The sequence below is a fragment of the Pseudophaeobacter sp. 1A16562 genome (assembly GCF_041008785.1).
In the GTDB taxonomy this organism is placed as follows: domain Bacteria; phylum Pseudomonadota; class Alphaproteobacteria; order Rhodobacterales; family Rhodobacteraceae; genus Phycobacter; species Phycobacter gallaeciensis_A.
Window position 1 is genome coordinate 63,051 of sequence record NZ_JAXGFT010000003.1, and the last position, 17,575, is coordinate 80,625.

Annotated in this window: 17 protein-coding genes; 7 read left to right on the plus strand and 10 right to left on the minus strand. The window is 61.0% G+C overall.

Annotated features, from left to right (window positions below; all coding sequences use genetic code 11):
• Nucleotides 1-35 precede the first annotated feature (35 nt).
• From SM764_RS04730 to SM764_RS04740, 3 genes are read left to right on the plus strand one after another with little or no spacing between them, the layout of a single operon-like run.
• Nucleotides 36-1,022, plus strand: coding sequence for a glycosyltransferase family 2 protein (locus SM764_RS04730; RefSeq protein WP_369001168.1), 987 nt, complete (start codon nt 36-38; stop codon nt 1,020-1,022).
• On the plus strand, nt 1,019-2,758 hold the full coding sequence (locus SM764_RS04735; protein ID WP_369001169.1) for a DUF5927 domain-containing protein: 1,740 nt from the start codon (nt 1,019-1,021) through the stop codon (nt 2,756-2,758). The genes SM764_RS04730 and SM764_RS04735 overlap by 4 nt, the downstream gene beginning before the upstream one ends.
• Before the next feature lie 6 nt (nt 2,759-2,764).
• Entirely contained in the window at nt 2,765-4,201 is a 1,437-nt protein-coding gene (locus SM764_RS04740) for a sulfotransferase family 2 domain-containing protein (RefSeq protein ID WP_369001170.1), read from the plus strand.
• Between the two features lie 54 nt (nt 4,202-4,255).
• Here the strand turns inward: SM764_RS04740 and SM764_RS04745 are convergent, their stop codons facing one another.
• The 10 genes from SM764_RS04745 to SM764_RS04790 form a co-directional block, all read right to left on the minus strand.
• A complete protein-coding gene (locus tag SM764_RS04745; protein WP_065272101.1) occupies nt 4,256-4,720 on the minus strand; it encodes a PTS sugar transporter subunit IIA in 465 nt (154 codons plus the stop codon).
• Nucleotides 4,721-4,774: 54 nt separating this feature from the next.
• The gene (gene hpf / locus SM764_RS04750; protein ID WP_065272102.1) at nt 4,775-5,338 is read right to left on the minus strand and encodes a ribosome hibernation-promoting factor, HPF/YfiA family; all 564 of its coding nucleotides are present in this window, start codon (nt 5,336-5,338) and stop codon (nt 4,775-4,777) included.
• Between the two features lie 275 nt (nt 5,339-5,613).
• Nucleotides 5,614-6,375 (minus strand): LPS export ABC transporter ATP-binding protein, encoded by a 762-nt coding sequence (lptB, locus tag SM764_RS04755; RefSeq protein WP_369001171.1) that lies wholly within the window; start codon nt 6,373-6,375, stop codon nt 5,614-5,616.
• The gene (locus SM764_RS04760; protein WP_369001315.1) at nt 6,375-6,818 is read right to left on the minus strand and encodes an LptA/OstA family protein; all 444 of its coding nucleotides are present in this window, start codon (nt 6,816-6,818) and stop codon (nt 6,375-6,377) included. The genes lptB and SM764_RS04760 overlap by 1 nt, the downstream gene beginning before the upstream one ends.
• A 69-nt stretch (nt 6,819-6,887) precedes the next feature.
• The gene (lptC, locus tag SM764_RS04765; protein ID WP_065272105.1) at nt 6,888-7,487 is read right to left on the minus strand and encodes an LPS export ABC transporter periplasmic protein LptC; all 600 of its coding nucleotides are present in this window, start codon (nt 7,485-7,487) and stop codon (nt 6,888-6,890) included.
• A gap of 33 nt (nt 7,488-7,520) precedes the next feature.
• Complete coding sequence (locus tag SM764_RS04770; RefSeq protein WP_369001172.1) at nt 7,521-8,489, minus strand: KpsF/GutQ family sugar-phosphate isomerase; 969 nt, start codon at nt 8,487-8,489, stop codon at nt 7,521-7,523.
• Nucleotides 8,486-9,100 (minus strand): ribonuclease D, encoded by a 615-nt coding sequence (locus SM764_RS04775; protein ID WP_274868695.1) that lies wholly within the window; start codon nt 9,098-9,100, stop codon nt 8,486-8,488. The genes SM764_RS04770 and SM764_RS04775 overlap by 4 nt, the downstream gene beginning before the upstream one ends.
• A 193-nt stretch (nt 9,101-9,293) precedes the next feature.
• Entirely contained in the window at nt 9,294-9,989 is a 696-nt protein-coding gene (locus SM764_RS04780) for a GntR family transcriptional regulator (protein ID WP_065272108.1), read from the minus strand.
• A gap of 62 nt (nt 9,990-10,051) precedes the next feature.
• Nucleotides 10,052-11,209 (minus strand): acetylornithine deacetylase, encoded by a 1,158-nt coding sequence (gene argE, locus SM764_RS04785; protein ID WP_369001173.1) that lies wholly within the window; start codon nt 11,207-11,209, stop codon nt 10,052-10,054.
• On the minus strand, nt 11,097-12,401 hold the full coding sequence (locus tag SM764_RS04790; protein ID WP_347509898.1) for a M24 family metallopeptidase: 1,305 nt from the start codon (nt 12,399-12,401) through the stop codon (nt 11,097-11,099). Before SM764_RS04790 ends, argE begins: the two co-directional genes overlap by 113 nt.
• 321 nt (nt 12,402-12,722) lie before the next feature.
• Between SM764_RS04790 and SM764_RS04795 the strand changes: the two genes are divergently transcribed.
• The 4 genes from SM764_RS04795 to SM764_RS04810 all read left to right on the plus strand — a co-directional run bounded on the left by SM764_RS04795 (nt 12,723) and on the right by SM764_RS04810 (nt 17,554).
• Nucleotides 12,723-13,211: an Lrp/AsnC family transcriptional regulator gene (locus SM764_RS04795; protein ID WP_065273657.1), complete on the plus strand. Its 489-nt coding sequence runs from the start codon at nt 12,723-12,725 to the stop codon at nt 13,209-13,211.
• 83 nt (nt 13,212-13,294) lie between these two features.
• Nucleotides 13,295-14,770, plus strand: coding sequence for an NAD-dependent succinate-semialdehyde dehydrogenase (locus SM764_RS04800; protein WP_274829366.1), 1,476 nt, complete (start codon nt 13,295-13,297; stop codon nt 14,768-14,770).
• 80 nt (nt 14,771-14,850) lie between these two features.
• On the plus strand, nt 14,851-16,224 hold the full coding sequence (locus SM764_RS04805) for an aspartate aminotransferase family protein (RefSeq protein ID WP_368948553.1): 1,374 nt from the start codon (nt 14,851-14,853) through the stop codon (nt 16,222-16,224).
• Nucleotides 16,225-16,564: 340 nt separating this feature from the next.
• Nucleotides 16,565-17,554: a TRAP transporter substrate-binding protein gene (locus tag SM764_RS04810; RefSeq protein WP_274836083.1), complete on the plus strand. Its 990-nt coding sequence runs from the start codon at nt 16,565-16,567 to the stop codon at nt 17,552-17,554.
• Nucleotides 17,555-17,575 lie beyond the last annotated feature (21 nt).

The window sequence follows — 17,575 nt, forward strand, 5'->3', positions numbered from 1 at the left end:
ATGGAGTAGCCGTGGGTCTTTGGGATTCATACCGCATGCGTGTGCGTCGCAGGTACAGGCTGGCCCGGGCCTTGCGCAAATCCCGTGAACTCAAGACCATTCAGGACAACACCGGCCAGATCCGGCCGGATGATATCCTGCTGGTTTCCACGATGCGGAACGAGAAGATCCGCCTGCCCTATTTTCTCGACTATTACCGGGACCTTGGGGTCGATCACTTTCTCCTTGTCGATAACGGATCGCAGGACGGCACCTGTGACTATCTGCAGGGCATGCCGGATGTGTCCCTCTGGCACAGCGACGCGAGCTACCGGCGGGCAAACTACGGCGTGGACTGGATGAATGCGCTGAAACGCCGCTATGCCCATGGGCATTGGGTGTTGGTGGTCGACCCGGATGAGCTGTTCATCTATCCCTTCTGCGACACACGCCCGATCCGGGCGCTGACCGATTGGCTGGACAATTCCGCGATCCGCAGTTTTGCCGCCATGCTGATCGATGTTTATCCCAAGGGGCAGGTCACCGATGCGGCTTATCAGCCCGGTCAGGATCCTTTGGAAATCGCCAACTGGTTCGACAGCGGAAATTACACGATCAGCCCGAACCCGACCTATGGCAACCTGTGGATCCAGGGCGGCCCCCGTGCGCGCATGTTCTTTGCCGACCGGCCAAAGAAGGCACCGGCGCTGAACAAGATACCACTGGTCAAATGGGACCGAAAATACGCTTATGTCAGCTCGACCCACGCACTTCTGCCACGCGGGTTGAACCGAGTTTATGAAACCAATGGCGGCGAAAAGACCAGCGGGGCGCTGCTTCATACCAAGTTTCTGGACACCTTCGGCGACAAGGCCCGCGAAGAGGTGACGCGCAGCCAGCACTATGCCCAATCGGCCGAATACAAAGCCTATGCCGCCGCCCTGGCAGAACAACCGGACCTGTGGTGCAAATGGAGCGAGAAATACATCAACTGGCGCCAGCTTGAGATTCTGGGCCTCATGTCCAAAGGCAACTGGGCATGAGCAGCGCAAGCCATCTTGGCGATCAAGAGGCAACCAAGGGCACGGTCGGCATCGTCATGCTGGTGCATACGGCGCTGGAGCGGGCGGAACAGGTGGCGCGCCATTGGGCGGCGGCGGGTTGCCCCGTGGTGATCCATGTGGACCGTAAGGTGCCGCAGAGCACGTTCAAAACCTTCCGCGACGGGCTGTCGGATCAGGAGCTGATCCGGTTTTCGCCGCGCCACACCTGCGAATGGGGCACCTGGGGCATCGTCGCCGCCTCGCAATCGGCGTCGGAGATGATGCTGCGCTCCTGTCCCGGCGTGCGCCACGTCTACTTGTCGTCGGGATCCTGCCTGCCGCTCAGACCGGTGCAGGAACTTGTCGATTATCTGGCCGCACGCCCGCAAACCGATTTCATCGAGAGCGCGACCACTGCGGATGTGCCCTGGATCGTGGGTGGTCTGGATGTGGAACGTTTCACCCTGCGCTTTCCCTTTTCCTGGAAAAAACAGCGCGCGCTATTCGATGGTTATGTCAATCTGCAGCGCAGGCTGCGGATCAAGCGGCGCATCCCGCCCGGTCTGGTGCCCCATATGGGCAGCCAATGGTGGTGCCTGACCCGCCGCACCCTGTCGGCGATTCTTGAGGACCCGGACCGGCCAATCCATGATCGCTACTTCAAGAAGGTCTGGATCCCCGACGAAAGCTGTTTCCAGACCCTCGCGCGGCAGCATTCGGCGCAGATCGAAAGCCGTTCGCTGACCCTGTCGAAGTTCGATTTCGAGGGCAAACCGCATATCTTCTATGACGATCACCTACAGCTGTTGCGCCGGTCCGACTGTTTCGTCGCCCGCAAGATCTGGCCACGAGCGCAGCGGCTTTATGATGCCTTCCTGACCGATCCGGCAGGTACGATGAAGCGGACGGAACCCAACCCAGGCAAGATCGACCGGGTCTTCTCTAAGGCGGTGGAGCGGCGCACCCGGGGGCGACCGGGTCTTTACATGCAAAGCCGGTTCCCGAGCAAATGGTCGGTGAGCAATGTGACCGCCAATCCCTATTCGGTGTTCCAGGGCTTTGCTGAACTCTTCGTCGATTTTGAAAGCTGGCTGAACCGGACCACGGGCAGCCGGGTGCATGGCCATCTGTTTGCGCCGGATAGGGCCGAATTCGCCGATGGCGACAGCATGATCAATGGCGCACTCAGCGATACGGCGAAATTGCGCGACTATAATCCCGAAAGCTTCCTCACCAATCTGATCTGGAATACTCGGGGGCAACGGCAAAGCTTCCAGTTTGGCCCGCAGGACAACCAGAAAATCGGCGCCTTTATCGCAGGCGATCCCAATGCGCATGTGTCGGTGATCAGCGGCGCTTGGGCGGTGCCCTTGTTCCGCTCGACGCAGAGTTTTTCCGAATTGCGGCGCATCGCGGCGCGCCTGCAGCGGATCGAGGCTGCGCATCTGCATCTGCTGCGTGATCAGCATACCAAGGCCCGCGTCCGCATCTGGACCATGGCGGAATTTGTCGAGGCACCGATGGAGCCCCTGCAGGCCATTCTGGACGATCTTGGGGCGCAGGGCCCGCGCCATCTGAACGAGGCGCCGACGATGGCGGATCTGGAGGGCTTTGGACAGTTTCTGCAGAACCTCAAGAACCAGGGCATGCACCCCTATCTGATGGGGGATTTCCCGGTGGAACAAGGGCCGGTGAGCATGCCAAAGTCCCCCCGAAAACCTTATTTGGTGCGATAGGTTCTGATGACCAAACCCTTTGATTACTTCGTTGTGTTTGCCGAAATGCGCACGGGCTCCAATTTTCTGGAGGCCAACCTCAACGCGCTAGAAGGGGTGATCTGCCACGGAGAGGCCTTTAATCCTCATTTCATCGGCTACCCGAACCGCACCGAAATCCTGGGCCTGACGCAGGAGATGCGCGAAGCGGACCCTGGCAAGCTGATCGATCGGATCCGGTCGCAGCCCGATGCCTTTGGCGGCTTTCGGTATTTCCACGATCACGATCCGCGGGTTCTGGACATTGCGCTGGACGATCCTCGCTGCGCCAAGATCATCCTGACCCGCAACCCGCTGGAGAGCTACGTCTCGCGCAAGATCGCTGCGGCCACCGGCCAGTGGAAGCTGACCAATATCAAGCGCCGCAAAGAAGCGCAGGCGGAGTTCGATGCGGTGGAGTTTTCCCGCCATGTCGAGGATCTTCAGGCGTTTCAGATCACGTTGATGAACCGGCTTCAGTCCTCAGGCCAGACCGCATTCTACGTGGATTATGAAGACCTGCAGAACCTCAATTTGATGAACGGTCTGGCACAATGGCTGGGCGTCAACTCCCGGTTGGTGGCACTGGATGACAAGCTGAAGCGGCAGAACCCGGCGCCGACCCTGTCCAAGGTGGCCAACCCGGATGAGATGACGGCAGCACTTGCGGCAATGGATTGGTTCAACCTGTCGCGCACGCCTAATTTCGAACCGCGCCGTGGTCCGGCGGTGCGCGGCTATCTGGCCGCCGCCAAGACGCCGCTCCTTTACATGCCGATGCGGGGCGGGCCCGAGGAAGCCGTGACGGAATGGCTGGCAGCGCTGGATGGTGTGGCGTCGGAGGATCTGATCTCCGGAATGAACCAGAAAGAGCTCCGCCAGTGGAAAACTCAGAACAAAGGCTTTCGCAGCTTTACCGTTCTGCGCCATCCAGCCGAGCGTATTCACCAGGTGTTCTGTCACCGCATTCTGCAAAAGGGGCCGGGCAGCTATGGCGCCATTCGCGAAACCCTGCGCCGCCAGTTCAAGGTGCCGCTGCCCCAGGACGGCCCGGATGAGAATTATTCCCGCGCCGATCACCGCGCCGCCTTTGAAGGGTTCCTGAGCTTTGTCAAAGCCAACCTTGCCGGGCAGACCTCGATCCGGGTCGATGCCGAATGGTCCAGCCAGTCACAGGCCTTGTCGGGCTTTGCCGAACTTGGCCCGCCCGACCTGATCCTGCGCGAAGAGGAGCTGGCGACTGAACTTCCCGAACTAGCCAAAAGGTTTGCAGCCTCCGCGCCCGCCTATGCGCCGTCACAGCCGAGATCGCAGCCCTATACGCTGGGCGATATTCATGATGCAGCGCTGGAGGAGATGATCACAGCGCTCTATCAGCGGGATTATATGATGCTGGGGTTCGATGCCTGGAGGCCGCAGCGCTGACGAGTGTCTGCCCTGAACAAGGGCAGTTTCCCCATAGACTGTTCAATGCCGCTCTCAGGCAGCCTGAACCGGCTGGTTTTCGGTGAGAATGGTGAACAGCGTCGCCGGATCGTTATTGGCGCGCAGTTTGGTGCAGAAATTCTGCTCCCGCAGGGTGCGAGAGACCAGAGCCAGCGCCTTTAGATGTTCAACGCCTGCATCCTCGGGCGCGAAAAGCGCAAAGGCGATATCGACGGGTTGCCGGTCGACAGCCGCGAAATCCAAGGGTTTTTCCAGAGTCACGAAGACGCCGCAGACCTCGGAGAGGCCATCAAGGCGGGCGTGGGGCAGGGCAACACCGTGTCCTACCCCTGTCGGGCCCAGGCTTTCCCGATCAAGCAGCGCTTCAACCGTGGGTTGCGGATTGAGACCATAGGCGAGATGCCCAACCTCGGCGATCTCCTGAAACAGCCGCTTCTTGCTTGAGGCTGCACCAATCACGCGGACGGCGTCCGGTTTGAGGATCTTGGAAATCTGCATCTCGGTCATTTGCTCCGCTCGACCACCTTATCCGGTGGGCCGCTGGGCTACTGCTTAAGGATCGATCCAACCAATGTTGCCATCATCCCTGCGGTAAACCACATTCAATCCGTCTTTGCCTTCGTTGCGGAAAACCAGAACGGGCGCCCCAGCCAGTTCCATCTGCATCACTGCTTCGCCAACGGACAGGGATGGGATCTTGGTTTCCATCTCGGCCACGATGATCGGCTGCAGCGAGTCGGGTTCGGTCCCGGTCTCCGCTTCATCAGAGGCGAGGATATAAGAGCTGGCGCCCAAATGTTCAACCGGTTCGCTGCGGTCGCGGTGATGGTCCTTCAGGCGGCGTTTGTAGCGGCGCAGCTGTTTTTCCATCTTGTTGCAGCAGCCTTCGAAAGACGCATAGATTTCAGTGGCATGAGCCTTGGCCTGAGCGGTCAGACCGGTGGACAGGTGAACGGTGGCCTCGCAGACGTATTCATGCGCCGAACGGGAAAAGACCACGGTGGCGTCCGTCGGGCGCTCTGCGTATTTCGCGACAGCCGTTCCCAGTTCATCCTTAACGTGGGACTGCAACGCTTCGCCGATGTCGATCTGTTGACCGCTGATTTTGTAACGCATGTGATCTCCTTCACAATAATACCACCCGCAACACCGCCGGGGCCAAGCCCGGCAGACTATCGTCAGCTGCGGATGAGGGGATTAGGCAAATACGCCGGAAGCAAGCATGCGGACCCTGTTGCCAAGGCCAGCTTGCGGACTGCATCGGACTGCACATTTGCCATAACTCAATTCCATGCCAAGTGACGAAAAGAGTCAATGGAGAAGCGATGCGGATGGTGAAGGAATAGAAAAACGGCAGGAAAAAGCCGGATTCAAGAGGCCTCCGGTGGAGGTCAGGAAATGCGGAAATTGTCGCCCAGATAGACGCGGCGCACGTTCTCGTTCTCGACCACCTCTTCGGGGGTGCCGGACATCAGCACCTGCCCGTCGTGCAGGATATAGGCGCGATCGACGATCTCCAGTGTTTCGCGTACGTTGTGATCGGTGATCAGCACGCCGATGCCGCGTTTTTTCAGGTCCGCGACCAGATGGCGGATATCGCCAACCGAAATCGGGTCGACCCCGGCGAAAGGTTCATCCAGCAGCAGGTATTTCGGATCCGCAGCCAGACAGCGGGCGATTTCCACCCGGCGCCGTTCACCCCCCGACAGGGCCAGCGCAGGCGCGCGGCGCAGGTGTTCGATGGAGAAATCCGACAGCAGTTCTTCCAGCCGCTCGCGTCGCTTGTGCTCGTGCTTGACGGCGATATCCAGCACCGCCGAGATATTGTCCTCGACCGACAGGCCCCGGAAAATGGACATTTCCTGCGGCAGGTAACCGATGCCAAGCCGCGCGCGGCGGTACATGGGCAGGGTGGTGACGTTCTGACCGTCGATGGTGACCGTGCCGGCCTCGGGAAAGACAAGGCCGGCGATGGCATAAAAACTGGTGGTCTTGCCCGACCCGTTCGGCCCCAGAAGGGCGACAACTTCGCCGCGATCCAGGCGCATGGTCACGTCACGAATCACCACCTTCTTGCGATAGCTTTTGCGCAGGTGGTCGATCCTGAGGCCGGAAGAGCCTTCGGTGACTTTCAGCTCGGGTTTTGCCGCCATCAGTTGCCGCCATCCGGGTTCAGGATGGTTTTGACCCGTCCGGCCATATTGGCGGTGCCGGTGGTCAGGTTCACCTCCAGCCGGTTCGAGGTCAGCGTGCTGTCGCCCTGATTGAGGAGGACATTGCCCGTCATCACGATGGTGCCACTATCGATGGTGTATTCTGCCTTTTCGGCCTCTGCGGCGTCCGGGCCGCTGACCAGCAGCACATCGCCGGTCGCCTCAAGCTGGTCGATGCCGCGTTTGCCGGTGTCGTCTGTCTTGTAGATCACCAGTACCCGGTTCGCAGAAAGCCGCATCACCCCCTGGATGATCAGCACATTGCCGGTGAATTCGGCAGAGCCATCGGCCTGGTTGACCGCCAGCGCATCGGCTGTCACCTCGACCGGCTCCTTGGGATCGGCCTTGACCTCGCCAAAGGCAATCACGTCCGTCTGGGCCATCGCAACCGGAGCAACCGACGCAAGGGCGCAGGACAGGAAAATCAGCAAGGTGGGCAATCTGAACACGGGCTATCTTTCTTTAGTATTGGGATCGTATACCAGCTTGACTCTGTTTTTGAATACCATTTGCACCGGCCCGCCTTCGGTTTTTGCCGTCACCAGCATCTGCCCCGCAGTCAGAACACCAAGGGCGCCCGTGGCATGAACCGGTCCGGGACTTTCTGCGCGCACTCCGTCCAGGGCGGTTTCCAGTAGTTCGGTCTCAACCGTCATACCATCCGCGGATGTCAGTTTGACGTTGCCGCTGAACCGCGCGAGACCTTGATCGGGATGCACCGCCCCGCTGTCAGAGACCAACGTCATCCGGCCGCCCTCGGCCATGCGGATTTCGGCCTGCAGATTGGTGGCCGTGGCGCCGCCGCTGTCGCTGTTGGGCTGAGCAACCGAGGCCATAACCATGATCTCATCGCCCTGCGCGGTGGTGCCGGAAAAGAAGGGGCGGGTAACCTGCTGCCCGCGCATGCGTTCCTCGATCTCCTTTTGCGCAAAGGGGATGACCGCCTCGGTGTCGACACCGCGCGAAATTAGGAACAGCGTCGACAGCAGCGCCAGCGCGGCCAGCGGCAGCAGCACCTTGAGATAGGCGACTGTGCGCGAATAGCGGTCCATCCGGTGTCCCCTTTCTCTTTTTGGCGTTGCGGTTCAGCCGAGGCCCGCGCGCAGGCAATCGTGGATGTGGATCAGGCCCAGTGCCTGCGGACCCTGGGTAGCATCCACCACAAACAGGCAGGTGATCTTGCGGGCATTCATCACCGCAAGCGCCTCTTCGGCGAGGGCGTCGGGGCCGATGGTCGTCGGCGAGGAGGTCATGACATCGGCAGCGGTCTGGCTCAGCAGCCCGTCCATGTGGCGGCGCAGGTCGCCGTCGGTGATGATGCCGGTCAGGGCGTTCTCAGCACCGGTGACACCGGCCACGCCAAATCCCTTCTGGCTGATTTCCAGCAGCGCCTCGGACATCGGGTTGGCTTCACCGACCAGCGGCAGGGCATCTCCGCCGTGCATCAGGTCGCGGACCTTGGACAGGCGCGCGCCGAGTTTGCCACCGGGGTGGAAATCGCGGAAGTTCTCGGGGCGGAAATCGCGGTGCTTCATAATGGCAATGGCGAGCGCATCGCCCATGGCCAGCGTCAGCGTGGTCGAAATCGACGGCACGATCCCGTATCCGCAGGCCTCGCCCAGGGCCGGAATTTCCAGCTGCACATCGGCCTGGGTCATCAGGGTGCTTTCCGGCCTGCTGGAGAGGCCGATCAGCGGAATGTCAAAGCGGCGGGTAAAGACCAGAAGGTTGGCCAGCTCCGGCGCTTCGCCCGAGTTGGAGATGGCCAGAACCACATCGCCCTTGGACAGCATGCCAAGGTCGCCGTGGCTGGCCTCGGCCGGATGTACGAAATGGGCAGGGGTGCCGGTGCTGGCCAATGTGGCTGCGATCTTGCGACCGATATGGCCGGATTTGCCGATGCCGCTGACGATCACCCGCCCTTCGGCCTTCAGGATCAGGCGCACCGCATCGGCGAACCGCTCGTCAAAACCGGCAGCCAGCGCATCCAATGCGCGGGCTTCGTCGGTCACGACCTGACGCGCCGTGGCGAGGAAGTGTTCCGGCCCGCTCATGAGTGCGCAAAGATATCGGTTTCGGGCCAGCCCGCCAGATCAAGGCGCGCGCGCATCGGCAGGAAGTCGAAACAGGCCTGCGCCATGTCGGTGCGGCCTTCACGGGCAAGACGTTTGTCCAACTCTTCACGCAGGCGGTGCAGGTGCAAAACGTCCGAGGCGGCATAGTCCAGCTGCGCTTCGGTCAGGGTTTCGGCACCCCAGTCGCTCATCTGCTGTTGTTTCGAGATATCGACACCGATCAGCTCCTGACACAGGTTCCGCAATCCGTGGCGGTCTGTATAGGTGCGGATCAGGCGGCTTGCGATCTTGGTGCAGTAAACCGGCGCTGCCAGCGCGCCAAAGGCGTGGTACATGGCGGCGATGTCAAAACGCCCGAAATGGAACAGCTTCAGCACATTTGGATCTTCCAGCATACGGCACAGGTTCGGTGCCTCGCTCTGGTCCTTCTCAATCTGAACGATATGAGAGTTGCCGTCACCGCCGGACATCTGGATCACGCACAACCGGTCGCGGTGGGGGTTGAGCCCCATGGTTTCACAATCGATTGCAACAACCGGGCCAAGGTCAAGCCCGTCCGGCAGGTCGTTTTTGTAAAGATGATTGGCCAATGGAGCGGTCCTTTGTCTGGGCAGGGCGCGCGGCCCGCCTTTCTGCCGAAATAGGGGCTAAAGCCTCTGAACTCAACTGTAGCCCAGCCCCGCCCTTGGTGTCGGGCAGCACTGGACGATATTTCTGCTAACATGCGGTTTAAGGCAGGTCAGCCAAATAGGAAACCTGCCAAAGCATTCGATCCGGCAGTCTTTATCCAGCTCTCATGCGGCTGAAACTCATCGAGATATGAGCCTGTTGCAGCATCGCGGCAGCCTGAAGGTCGCCAGCCTCCAGCGCTGCTGTGACGGTGCTGATCTCGCCATCGAAGATGCGCATTTCATCGCACAGGTCGATGACGGAATCGATCACCGAGGTCAGCCAGATCCGCGAGGTCTGGTAATACAGCCGCTCGGCCGTGGTGCGCAGCGGCATGTTGCCGGTCAGTTTCAGCGTGGCGAGGAAGAAATCGGTGATCAGCCGGGCAAATTCGCGCGGGGCCGGGTCCTGCAGCAGGGATTGGGAGCGATCCGACAGGGCGCGGAACTCGGCAAGCAGCGCGTCGCTGGGCGGCAGGGGCATGATGTGGCCCATCATGCCGGCCAGTTCCATCCTTAGCTGGTAGGTTTGCGCCAGTTCCTCAAGGTTCACATCGGTGACGAAGGTGCCTACGCCGTGTACCGATTGCACCAGTCCCTCGTCTTCGAGCCGGGCAAGAACCCGGCGCAGCGGGGTGCGACTGACGCCGAATTCCTCGGCCAGTTCGGTTTCCGACAGGCGGGTTCCGGGCGCATAGTCCAGCAGACAGATGCGATCCCGGATTTCCCGGTGCATCAATTCGAACCGGTCACGGGCACTATAGTCGGCATTGTCGAGATCCAGCGCCATGTTGGGCGAGGATGAGGTCATTGGAGGCCTCCCTTGGTTGGGTGCCTGTGTACCTGTCCCCGCCCGTCGGCGCAAATATCTGTTCAGACCAGTTTGGCAGAGAGCCCTTCGAGCAGCCCGAGGCATTGCGACAGCTGGTCGAGCGAGACGTATTCGTCGGGTTTATGCGCCTGTTCGATCGATCCCGGTCCGCAGACGGCGACATTCATACCAAGCCCCTGGAAAATCCCGGCCTCGGTGCCGAATGCCACCAGATCGGCGCCATTTGCCCCGGTCAGCTCCTGCAGGATCTCGCGGGCCTCGTTGTCGGTCACTGGCTCCAAACCGTCGACCTCTCCGATCACCTCGGTGACGATGCCTGCCTCGGGGAACACCGCCTGCATCTGCGGGATCAGGGAGTGAGTACATAGCCGGTGCAGGTCTTCTTTGACGAAGTCGGCATCGGATTTCTGCACCGGGCGCATTTCCCAGTCGACCCGCGCTTTGCCGGGGATCACGTTATGGGCGTGGCCGCTGACCAGCGCGCCGGTGTTGATTGTGGTCCAGGGCGGTTCGAACCGGCTGCCTTCGGGGGCGCGGGCGCGCAGGGCGTCCTTCAGCTCCAGCAGGCGGGCGACATAGCGCGCCGCGTATTCCGCAGCATTGACCCCCAGATCCGGCCCGGATCCGTGTCCTTCGAGCCCTGTGAAGTGGGTCGAATATTCATAGCAGCCTTTGTGGCCTTCGATGATGCGCATCATCGTAGGCTCTCCGACGATGCAGACCGAGGGGCGTATCTCCCGTTCTTTCAGCGACTTGGCCAGAGCCTGCGCGCCAAAGCAGCCGACCTCTTCGTCATAGGTGAAGGCGAAGTGGATCGGTCGGGTCGGGTTCAGCGCCGCGTAATGCGGCGCCATCGCGGTTGCTGCCGCGATGAATCCCTTCATGTCGCAGGTGCCACGCCCGAACAGCTTGCCGTCGCGCTCCACCATCTCGAAGGGATCGCTGGACCAGTCCTGATCGGTCACAGGCACCACGTCCGAATGGCCCGAGAGAACGATGCCACCATCGGTATCAGGACCGATGGTGGCGAAAAGATTGGCCTTGCTGCCGGTGTCGTCGGTCCACAGATGAACCTGTGCGCCTGCGCTATCCAGCCGGTCCGCCAATAGCGACATCAATGTCAGGTTGCTGCTCGCGGACACGGTCGGTTGCGCGATGAGTTCTCCCAACAAATCCGTCGTTCGGGGCAGGAAGGTCATTCAGAACCTCGTCTTTCACAAAGATTTTACGCTCCACATCGCAGAGGGCTTCGGCTGGTCCGTTCTCGCGTATCAGGATCGTCTCGGTGGTCTCAAGCCCCCAGCTGTCCATCCAGAGCGCGGGCATGAAGTGGAAGGTCATCCCCGGCATCAGCACGGTTTCGTCGGTGTCCCGCAGCGAAATGGTCCGCTCCCCCCAGTCCGGCGGGTAGCTGAGACCGATCGGGTAGCCGCAGCGTCCGTTGCGGTCGATCCCGGCCTTTTTCAGGGCGCCATTCAGGGCATTGGCAATGTCGCAGGCGCGGTTGCCGGCCTTTGCAGCCTCGATCCCGGCCTCGATCCCTTCGTTCAGCGCGGAAGAAGCGTCCAGCATCTCCTGCGGCGGTTGGCCCAGGTGCACGGTACGGCACAGCGGCGCGTGGTAACGGCGGTAGCAGCCAGAGAGTTCAAAGAAAGTTGCCTCGCCGGTCTGCATCTCGCGCCCGTCCCAGGTCATATGCGCGGCGGTGGCATCCAGGCCAGAGGGCGTCAGCGGCACGATGGCCGGGTAATCACCCCAGTCTTCGCCAACCCCGTAGGTGCCGGCTTGCAGCAGGTCGCCGACCAGCTCGTTCTTGCGCAGACCGGGGCGCGCGCGTTCGATGGCCAGATTGACGATGTTTTCGGTGATGCGGGCGGCCCGGCGAATGAACATCAGCTCTTCGTCGGACTTCACCGCACGCTGCCAGTTCACCAGCGCGGTGGCGTCATGCAGGCTGGCGTTGGGCAGGTTCTTTTGCAGGACAGCGTGGGCCTTGGCAGAGTAATAGTAGTTTTCCATTTCCACGCCGACGCGGGCCTTGCCGTATCCGAGCCGGGTCAGATGCGCGGCCAGATCTTCCATCGGGTGGCAGGTGGTCGACTGGATATAGCGGTCGTCGTAGCCGATGACGCTGCGCTCTTCCATCCAGACGGTGCGCAGGGCGCCAAAGGCGTCCATCGTGCGGCCCCACCAGATTGGATCACCATTCAGCCCCAGGATGACACCCTGATGCACATAGAAGGACCATCCGTCATAGCCGGTCAGCCAGGCCTGATTGGACGGATCCGTGACGAACAGAACGTCAATCCCGGCAGCCTCCATGGCTTTGCGGGTCTTGGCGATGCGGCGGGCGTATTCGCCCTCAGTAAACGGAGCAAGTTCCAGTGGCATGGGGACCTCTGTTCAAAGGAGGGGTGTCGGAAATAGGGACTGTAATCTTTGTAGATGAGTACATCCTCCGATTCCGATCTATTCGCGGCAAAGGATTTGCTCAAAACGACACGCATAATCGGCATTTACGACGTCGTGAGCGGCAGGTTGCGTGATTGTTGTGCACAACTGGCGAATCTTTGGACAGTTTTGGTCCAGAGTAGAACCTACGCCGGTATCGCGGTCACCTGTGTTCTCTCCGGCACGGCAGGTGGCGCAGTGTTCACAGATTCGCGGGGTGCTTTTCCAGTGATCACACCCGTGATACAGCCCTGACGCATGATACGTCTTGATGACCGGGATATCGCCATTCTCCGCGTGCTGACGCAGGAGGGGCGCATTACCAAAGCGGCCCTGGCCGAACGCATCGGCCTGTCTCCGACACCGTGCTGGGACCGGCTGCGCAAGCTGGAAAAGGCCGGGCTGATCGAAGGTTACGGCGCCCGCATCAACCTGCGCAAACTGGCGCCGCATATAACGGTGTTTGTGGCGGTGGAAATTGCCGATCACACGGCGGCCCGGTTTCAGGCGTTTGAGCTGGCGATCCAGCGCTATGATGAGGTCACGGCCTGCTGGGCGCTGGGCGGCGGCTTCGATTACCTGATGCAGATCGTCACCCATGACATCGATGCCTATCAGCGGCTGATCGATTCGATGCTGGATGCCCGCATCGGCCTGTCGCGCTATTTCACCTATATCGTGACCAAACCGGTCAAAGGTCCGGGCGGTCCGCCGCTGGATATTTTGCTGGGACGGGGGGCTGGCAGCTGAATCTTCTCCTTCATGGGGGAACTTTGGCTACTGTTTCTGGGTCTGGCAGAGGAATGTCCTCCTGAACTTCAGGAGGATTTGCCATGGCCGACACCGCCCTTTCTGCCCGCAGCGATATCGCGGACAAAACGCTAGTCCGTTCATTTTCTTATGTGAATGGCCGGTGGCAGACGGCTGAAGACGGCAATACCTTTGCCGTGAAGGACCCCGGAACCGGAAATGTGGTTGGCCATGTCGCGAGCCTTTCGGCAGAAGAATCCTCTGCTGCGGTCGATGCCGCGCAGAATGCTTTCGCCGCTTGGGCGGGGCTTTTGCCGCAGGAACGTTCGGCCATCCTGCGCCGGTGGTATCAGCTGCAGCTCGATCATAAGGAGGATCTGGCCCGGATCATGGTGCTGGAACAGGGTAAACCCCTGTCCGAGGCGATGGGCGAAATCGACTACGGCGCGGGCTTTGTGGAGTTCTACGCCGAAGAGGCCAAGCGTCCGAACATCGAAGGCGTCACCAGCCACCTGCCCGATGCCGAGGTCGAGCTGTGGCGCGAGCCGGTTGGCGTGGTGGCGCTGATCACGCCGTGGAACTTCCCCTCCGCAATGCTGACGCGCAAGGCAGCAGCGGCGCTGGCGGCGGGCTGCACCGTTGTGGCGCACCCTTCGGCGGAAACCCCGTTCAGCGCTCTGGCCCTGGCCGAATTGGCCGAACGCGCGGGCGTGCCTGCCGGGGTGTTCAACGTCGTCACCGGCGATGCGCCCACTGTGGTCAAACCCTGGACCGAAGATACCCGTGTGCGGGCGCTGTCCTTCACCGGCTCTACCGAAGTGGGCAAGCTGTTGTACCGGCAAAGCGCCGATACGGTGAAGCGGCTGGTGATGGAGCTGGGCGGCCACGCACCGGTGATCGTCTTCGAGGATGCCGATCTTGATCAGGCGGTCGAAGAGACCATGAAGGCGAAGTTCGCGACCTCGGGTCAGGATTGCCTCGGCGCTAACCGGATCTTCGTGCAGCGCAGCGTCTACCCGGAGTTCTGCAAGCGTCTGACGGCGGCGACCAAGAAACTGACCGTTGGTCTAGGCATGGACGACCCGGACATCGGGCCGCTGATGCACGACCGGGTCGTGGCCAAGCAGGAAGAACATGTGCGCGACGCGATTGAGAAGGGCGCCAAACTGGCCTGCGGCGGCGAACGCCACGCCATGGGGCCGCTGTTCTATCAGCCGACCGTGCTGACCAACGTGCCGCAGGATGCCAAGATCATGCACGAGGAAACCTTTGGTCCGGTGGCGCCGGTGGCCCCCTTTGACAGCGAAGAGGAAATCACCCAGCGTGCCAACGACACCGAATACGGGCTGGTGGCCTATGTGCATACGCAGGATCCGCGCCGTATCTACCGGCTGTCGCGGGCGCTGCAATTTGGCATGGTGGCCGTGAACCGGACCAAGGTGACCGGTGCGCCGATCCCCTTTGGCGGCGCCAAGCAATCCGGTCTGGGTCGCGAAGGTGCGCGTCTGGGCATGGAAGAATTCACCGAGGTCAAATACGTCTGCCGCGACTGGGCGTGACGGGCCCCTTGCCGGGCAATTGAATATCAAACGATCACACCCGGGCCGTGCGGGCACCGGGAAACGCAGAAGGACTAGATATGCTGAAAAACGATCAACTGGACCAATGGGACCGCGACAACTTCTTTCACCCCTCGACCCATCTGGCGCAGCACGCGCGCGGTGAAAGCCCGAACCGGGTGATCAAGACCGCCAGCGGCGTGCATATCGAGGACCGCGACGGCACCAAGCTGCTGGACGCCTTTGCCGGGCTGTACTGCGTGAACGTGGGCTATGGTCGTCAGGAAATCGCCGAAGCCATCGCAGATCAGGCCCGCGAATTGGCCTATTACCACTCTTATGTCGGGCATGGCACCGAGGCGTCGATCACCCTCTCGAAGATGATCCTGGACCGGGCGCCTTCGAATATGTCCAAGGTCTATTTTGGCCTCGGCGGCTCGGACGCCAATGAAACCAACGTCAAGCTGATCTGGTATTATAACAACATACTGGGTCGCCCCGAGAAGAAGAAGATCATCTCGCGCTGGCGCGGCTATCACGGCTCTGGGCTGGTCACCGGCTCGCTGACGGGGCTTGAGCTGTTCCACAAGAAATTCGACCTGCCGCTGGCGCAGGTGGTGCACACCGATGCGCCCTATTATTTCCGCCGCGAGGATCAGAACCAGACCGAAGAACAATTCGTTGCCCATTGCGTCGCAGAACTGGAAGCGCTGATCGAGCGCGAAGGCGCCGACACCATCGCCGCCTTCATCGGTGAACCGGTTCTGGGCACCGGTGGCATCGTGCCGCCCCCCGCCGGTTACTGGGAAGCGATCCAGGCCGTGCTGAAAAAGCACGACATCCTGCTGGTCGTGGATGAGGTCGTCACCGGGTTTGGCCGTCTCGGCACCATGTTCGGCAGCGATCACTACGGGCTGGAAGCGGATATCATCACCATCGCCAAGGGCCTAACCTCGGCCTATGCGCCGCTGTCCGGTTCGATCGTATCCGACAAGGTCTGGAAGGTGCTGGAGCAGGGCACCGATGAGAACGGCCCCATCGGCCACGGCTGGACCTATTCGGCGCACCCCATCGGTGCTGCGGCGGGCGTTGCCAACCTCAAGCTGATCGATGAACTGAATCTGGTTGAAAACGCAGGCAGCGTGGGCGCCTACCTGAACCAGTCGATGAAGGACGCGCTGGGCGATCATGCCCATGTCGGCGACATCCGCGGCGAAGGCATGCTCTGTGCGGTGGAATTCGTGAAGGATCGGGATAGCCGCACCTTCTTTGACGCGGCTGACAAGATCGGTCCGCAGATCTCGGCCAATCTCCTGGAGCAGGACCGGGTGATTGCCCGCGCCATGCCGCAGGGTGATATCCTGGGCTTTGCGCCGCCCTTCTGCCTGACCCGTGAAGAGGCCGACACCGTGGTTGCGGCAACCGCGCGGGCCGTGAAAGCGGTTCTGGGCTAATACCCTGGGCTGAGGTCCGGATGCGCCTCGGGCGGGGGGCTCCCGCCCGGATCGGATCCCCTGCGGGAGGATCCTCTCCCGTTGGGCCCGGCAAAAAGAAAGGCGTCGCGCAATTTGCGCGGCGCCTTTCTTTTTGTTGCAGCCGCTGCGCGTTATCGCCCGGCTGAGGGCGCTTTGGATGCGGCCTTCCCAAAAAAAATTGAGCTGCAAAACCAGTCAAATAATTGAATTGTATAAATTTTTTAAAGTTCGACTATCGCACCCGGCAGGCCCCCGGCATTTTCCTTGACCAAAGGTAAGTCCTTGATGGAACATTCTTTTATTAACGGGAGGAAAATTCATGAAACTGACTTCGACGCTGACAGGCGCCGCGCTGGCGCTGTGCACTGCACTGCCCGCATTTGCTGCGGATGTGACTGCACGTATCTCTTTGCAGCTGCCGCTCAAAAGCCACCTTGGCCAGAACCTCTTGATGTTCAAGGAAGAGGTCGAAAAGACCTCGAACGGTGACATCGCGGTGGAGATTTACGACTCCGCGCAGCTTTACAAGGACAAGGAAGTGCCTGCCGCTGTCGGCTCTGGCGCCATCGAGATGGGCGTAGCTTCGCTGACGCGCTATGTCGGGGATATTCCGGCGGTGGATGTCTTCTATATGCCGTTCCTGTTCAACTCAGAGGAAAAGGTGCGCAAGGCGGTTGCGCCGGACAGCCCGGTGCGCGGACCCATCGATGCGGCCATCGCCGATACCGGGGCCACGGTTCTGTGGTGGCAGGCCTATGGCGGCGCCATCATGCTGTCCCAGGACGGTCCGGTGAAAACGCCTGCTGATATGGAGGGCAAGAAGGCCCGCGTCTTCGGCAAGACGCTGGGTGATTTCGTCACTGCGACCGGCGGTGCACCGACGCTGATTTCCGGCTCCGAGCAGTATCTGGCCTATCAGCGCGGCACCGTTGATATCGGCATGACCGGTGTTTCGGGCGTGAAATCCCGCAAACTGTGGGAGGTCATGGACACTATCACCGTCACCAACCACGCCGATATCGAATTCATCGTCGTGGCCAACACCGACTGGTGGAATGGTCTGTCGGCTGAGCATCAGAAGATTATGGCCGATGCCGCCCGCAAGGCTGAAATCGCGGTCCGGGACGAGATGTCCGCGATCGAGGCTGCCGCCTATGCCGAGGCAGAAAAGGCCGGGATGACGGTGTACCAACCGACCGACGCAGAGATCGCTGCCTGGAAAGAGGCTGCCGCGCCCGTCTATGACGGTTTCCGCGCCAAGGCCGGTGATCTGGGCGCAGAAATCCTGTCTGCTGCCGAGAAATTCTGAGCCTGACAGTCACGGACTGGC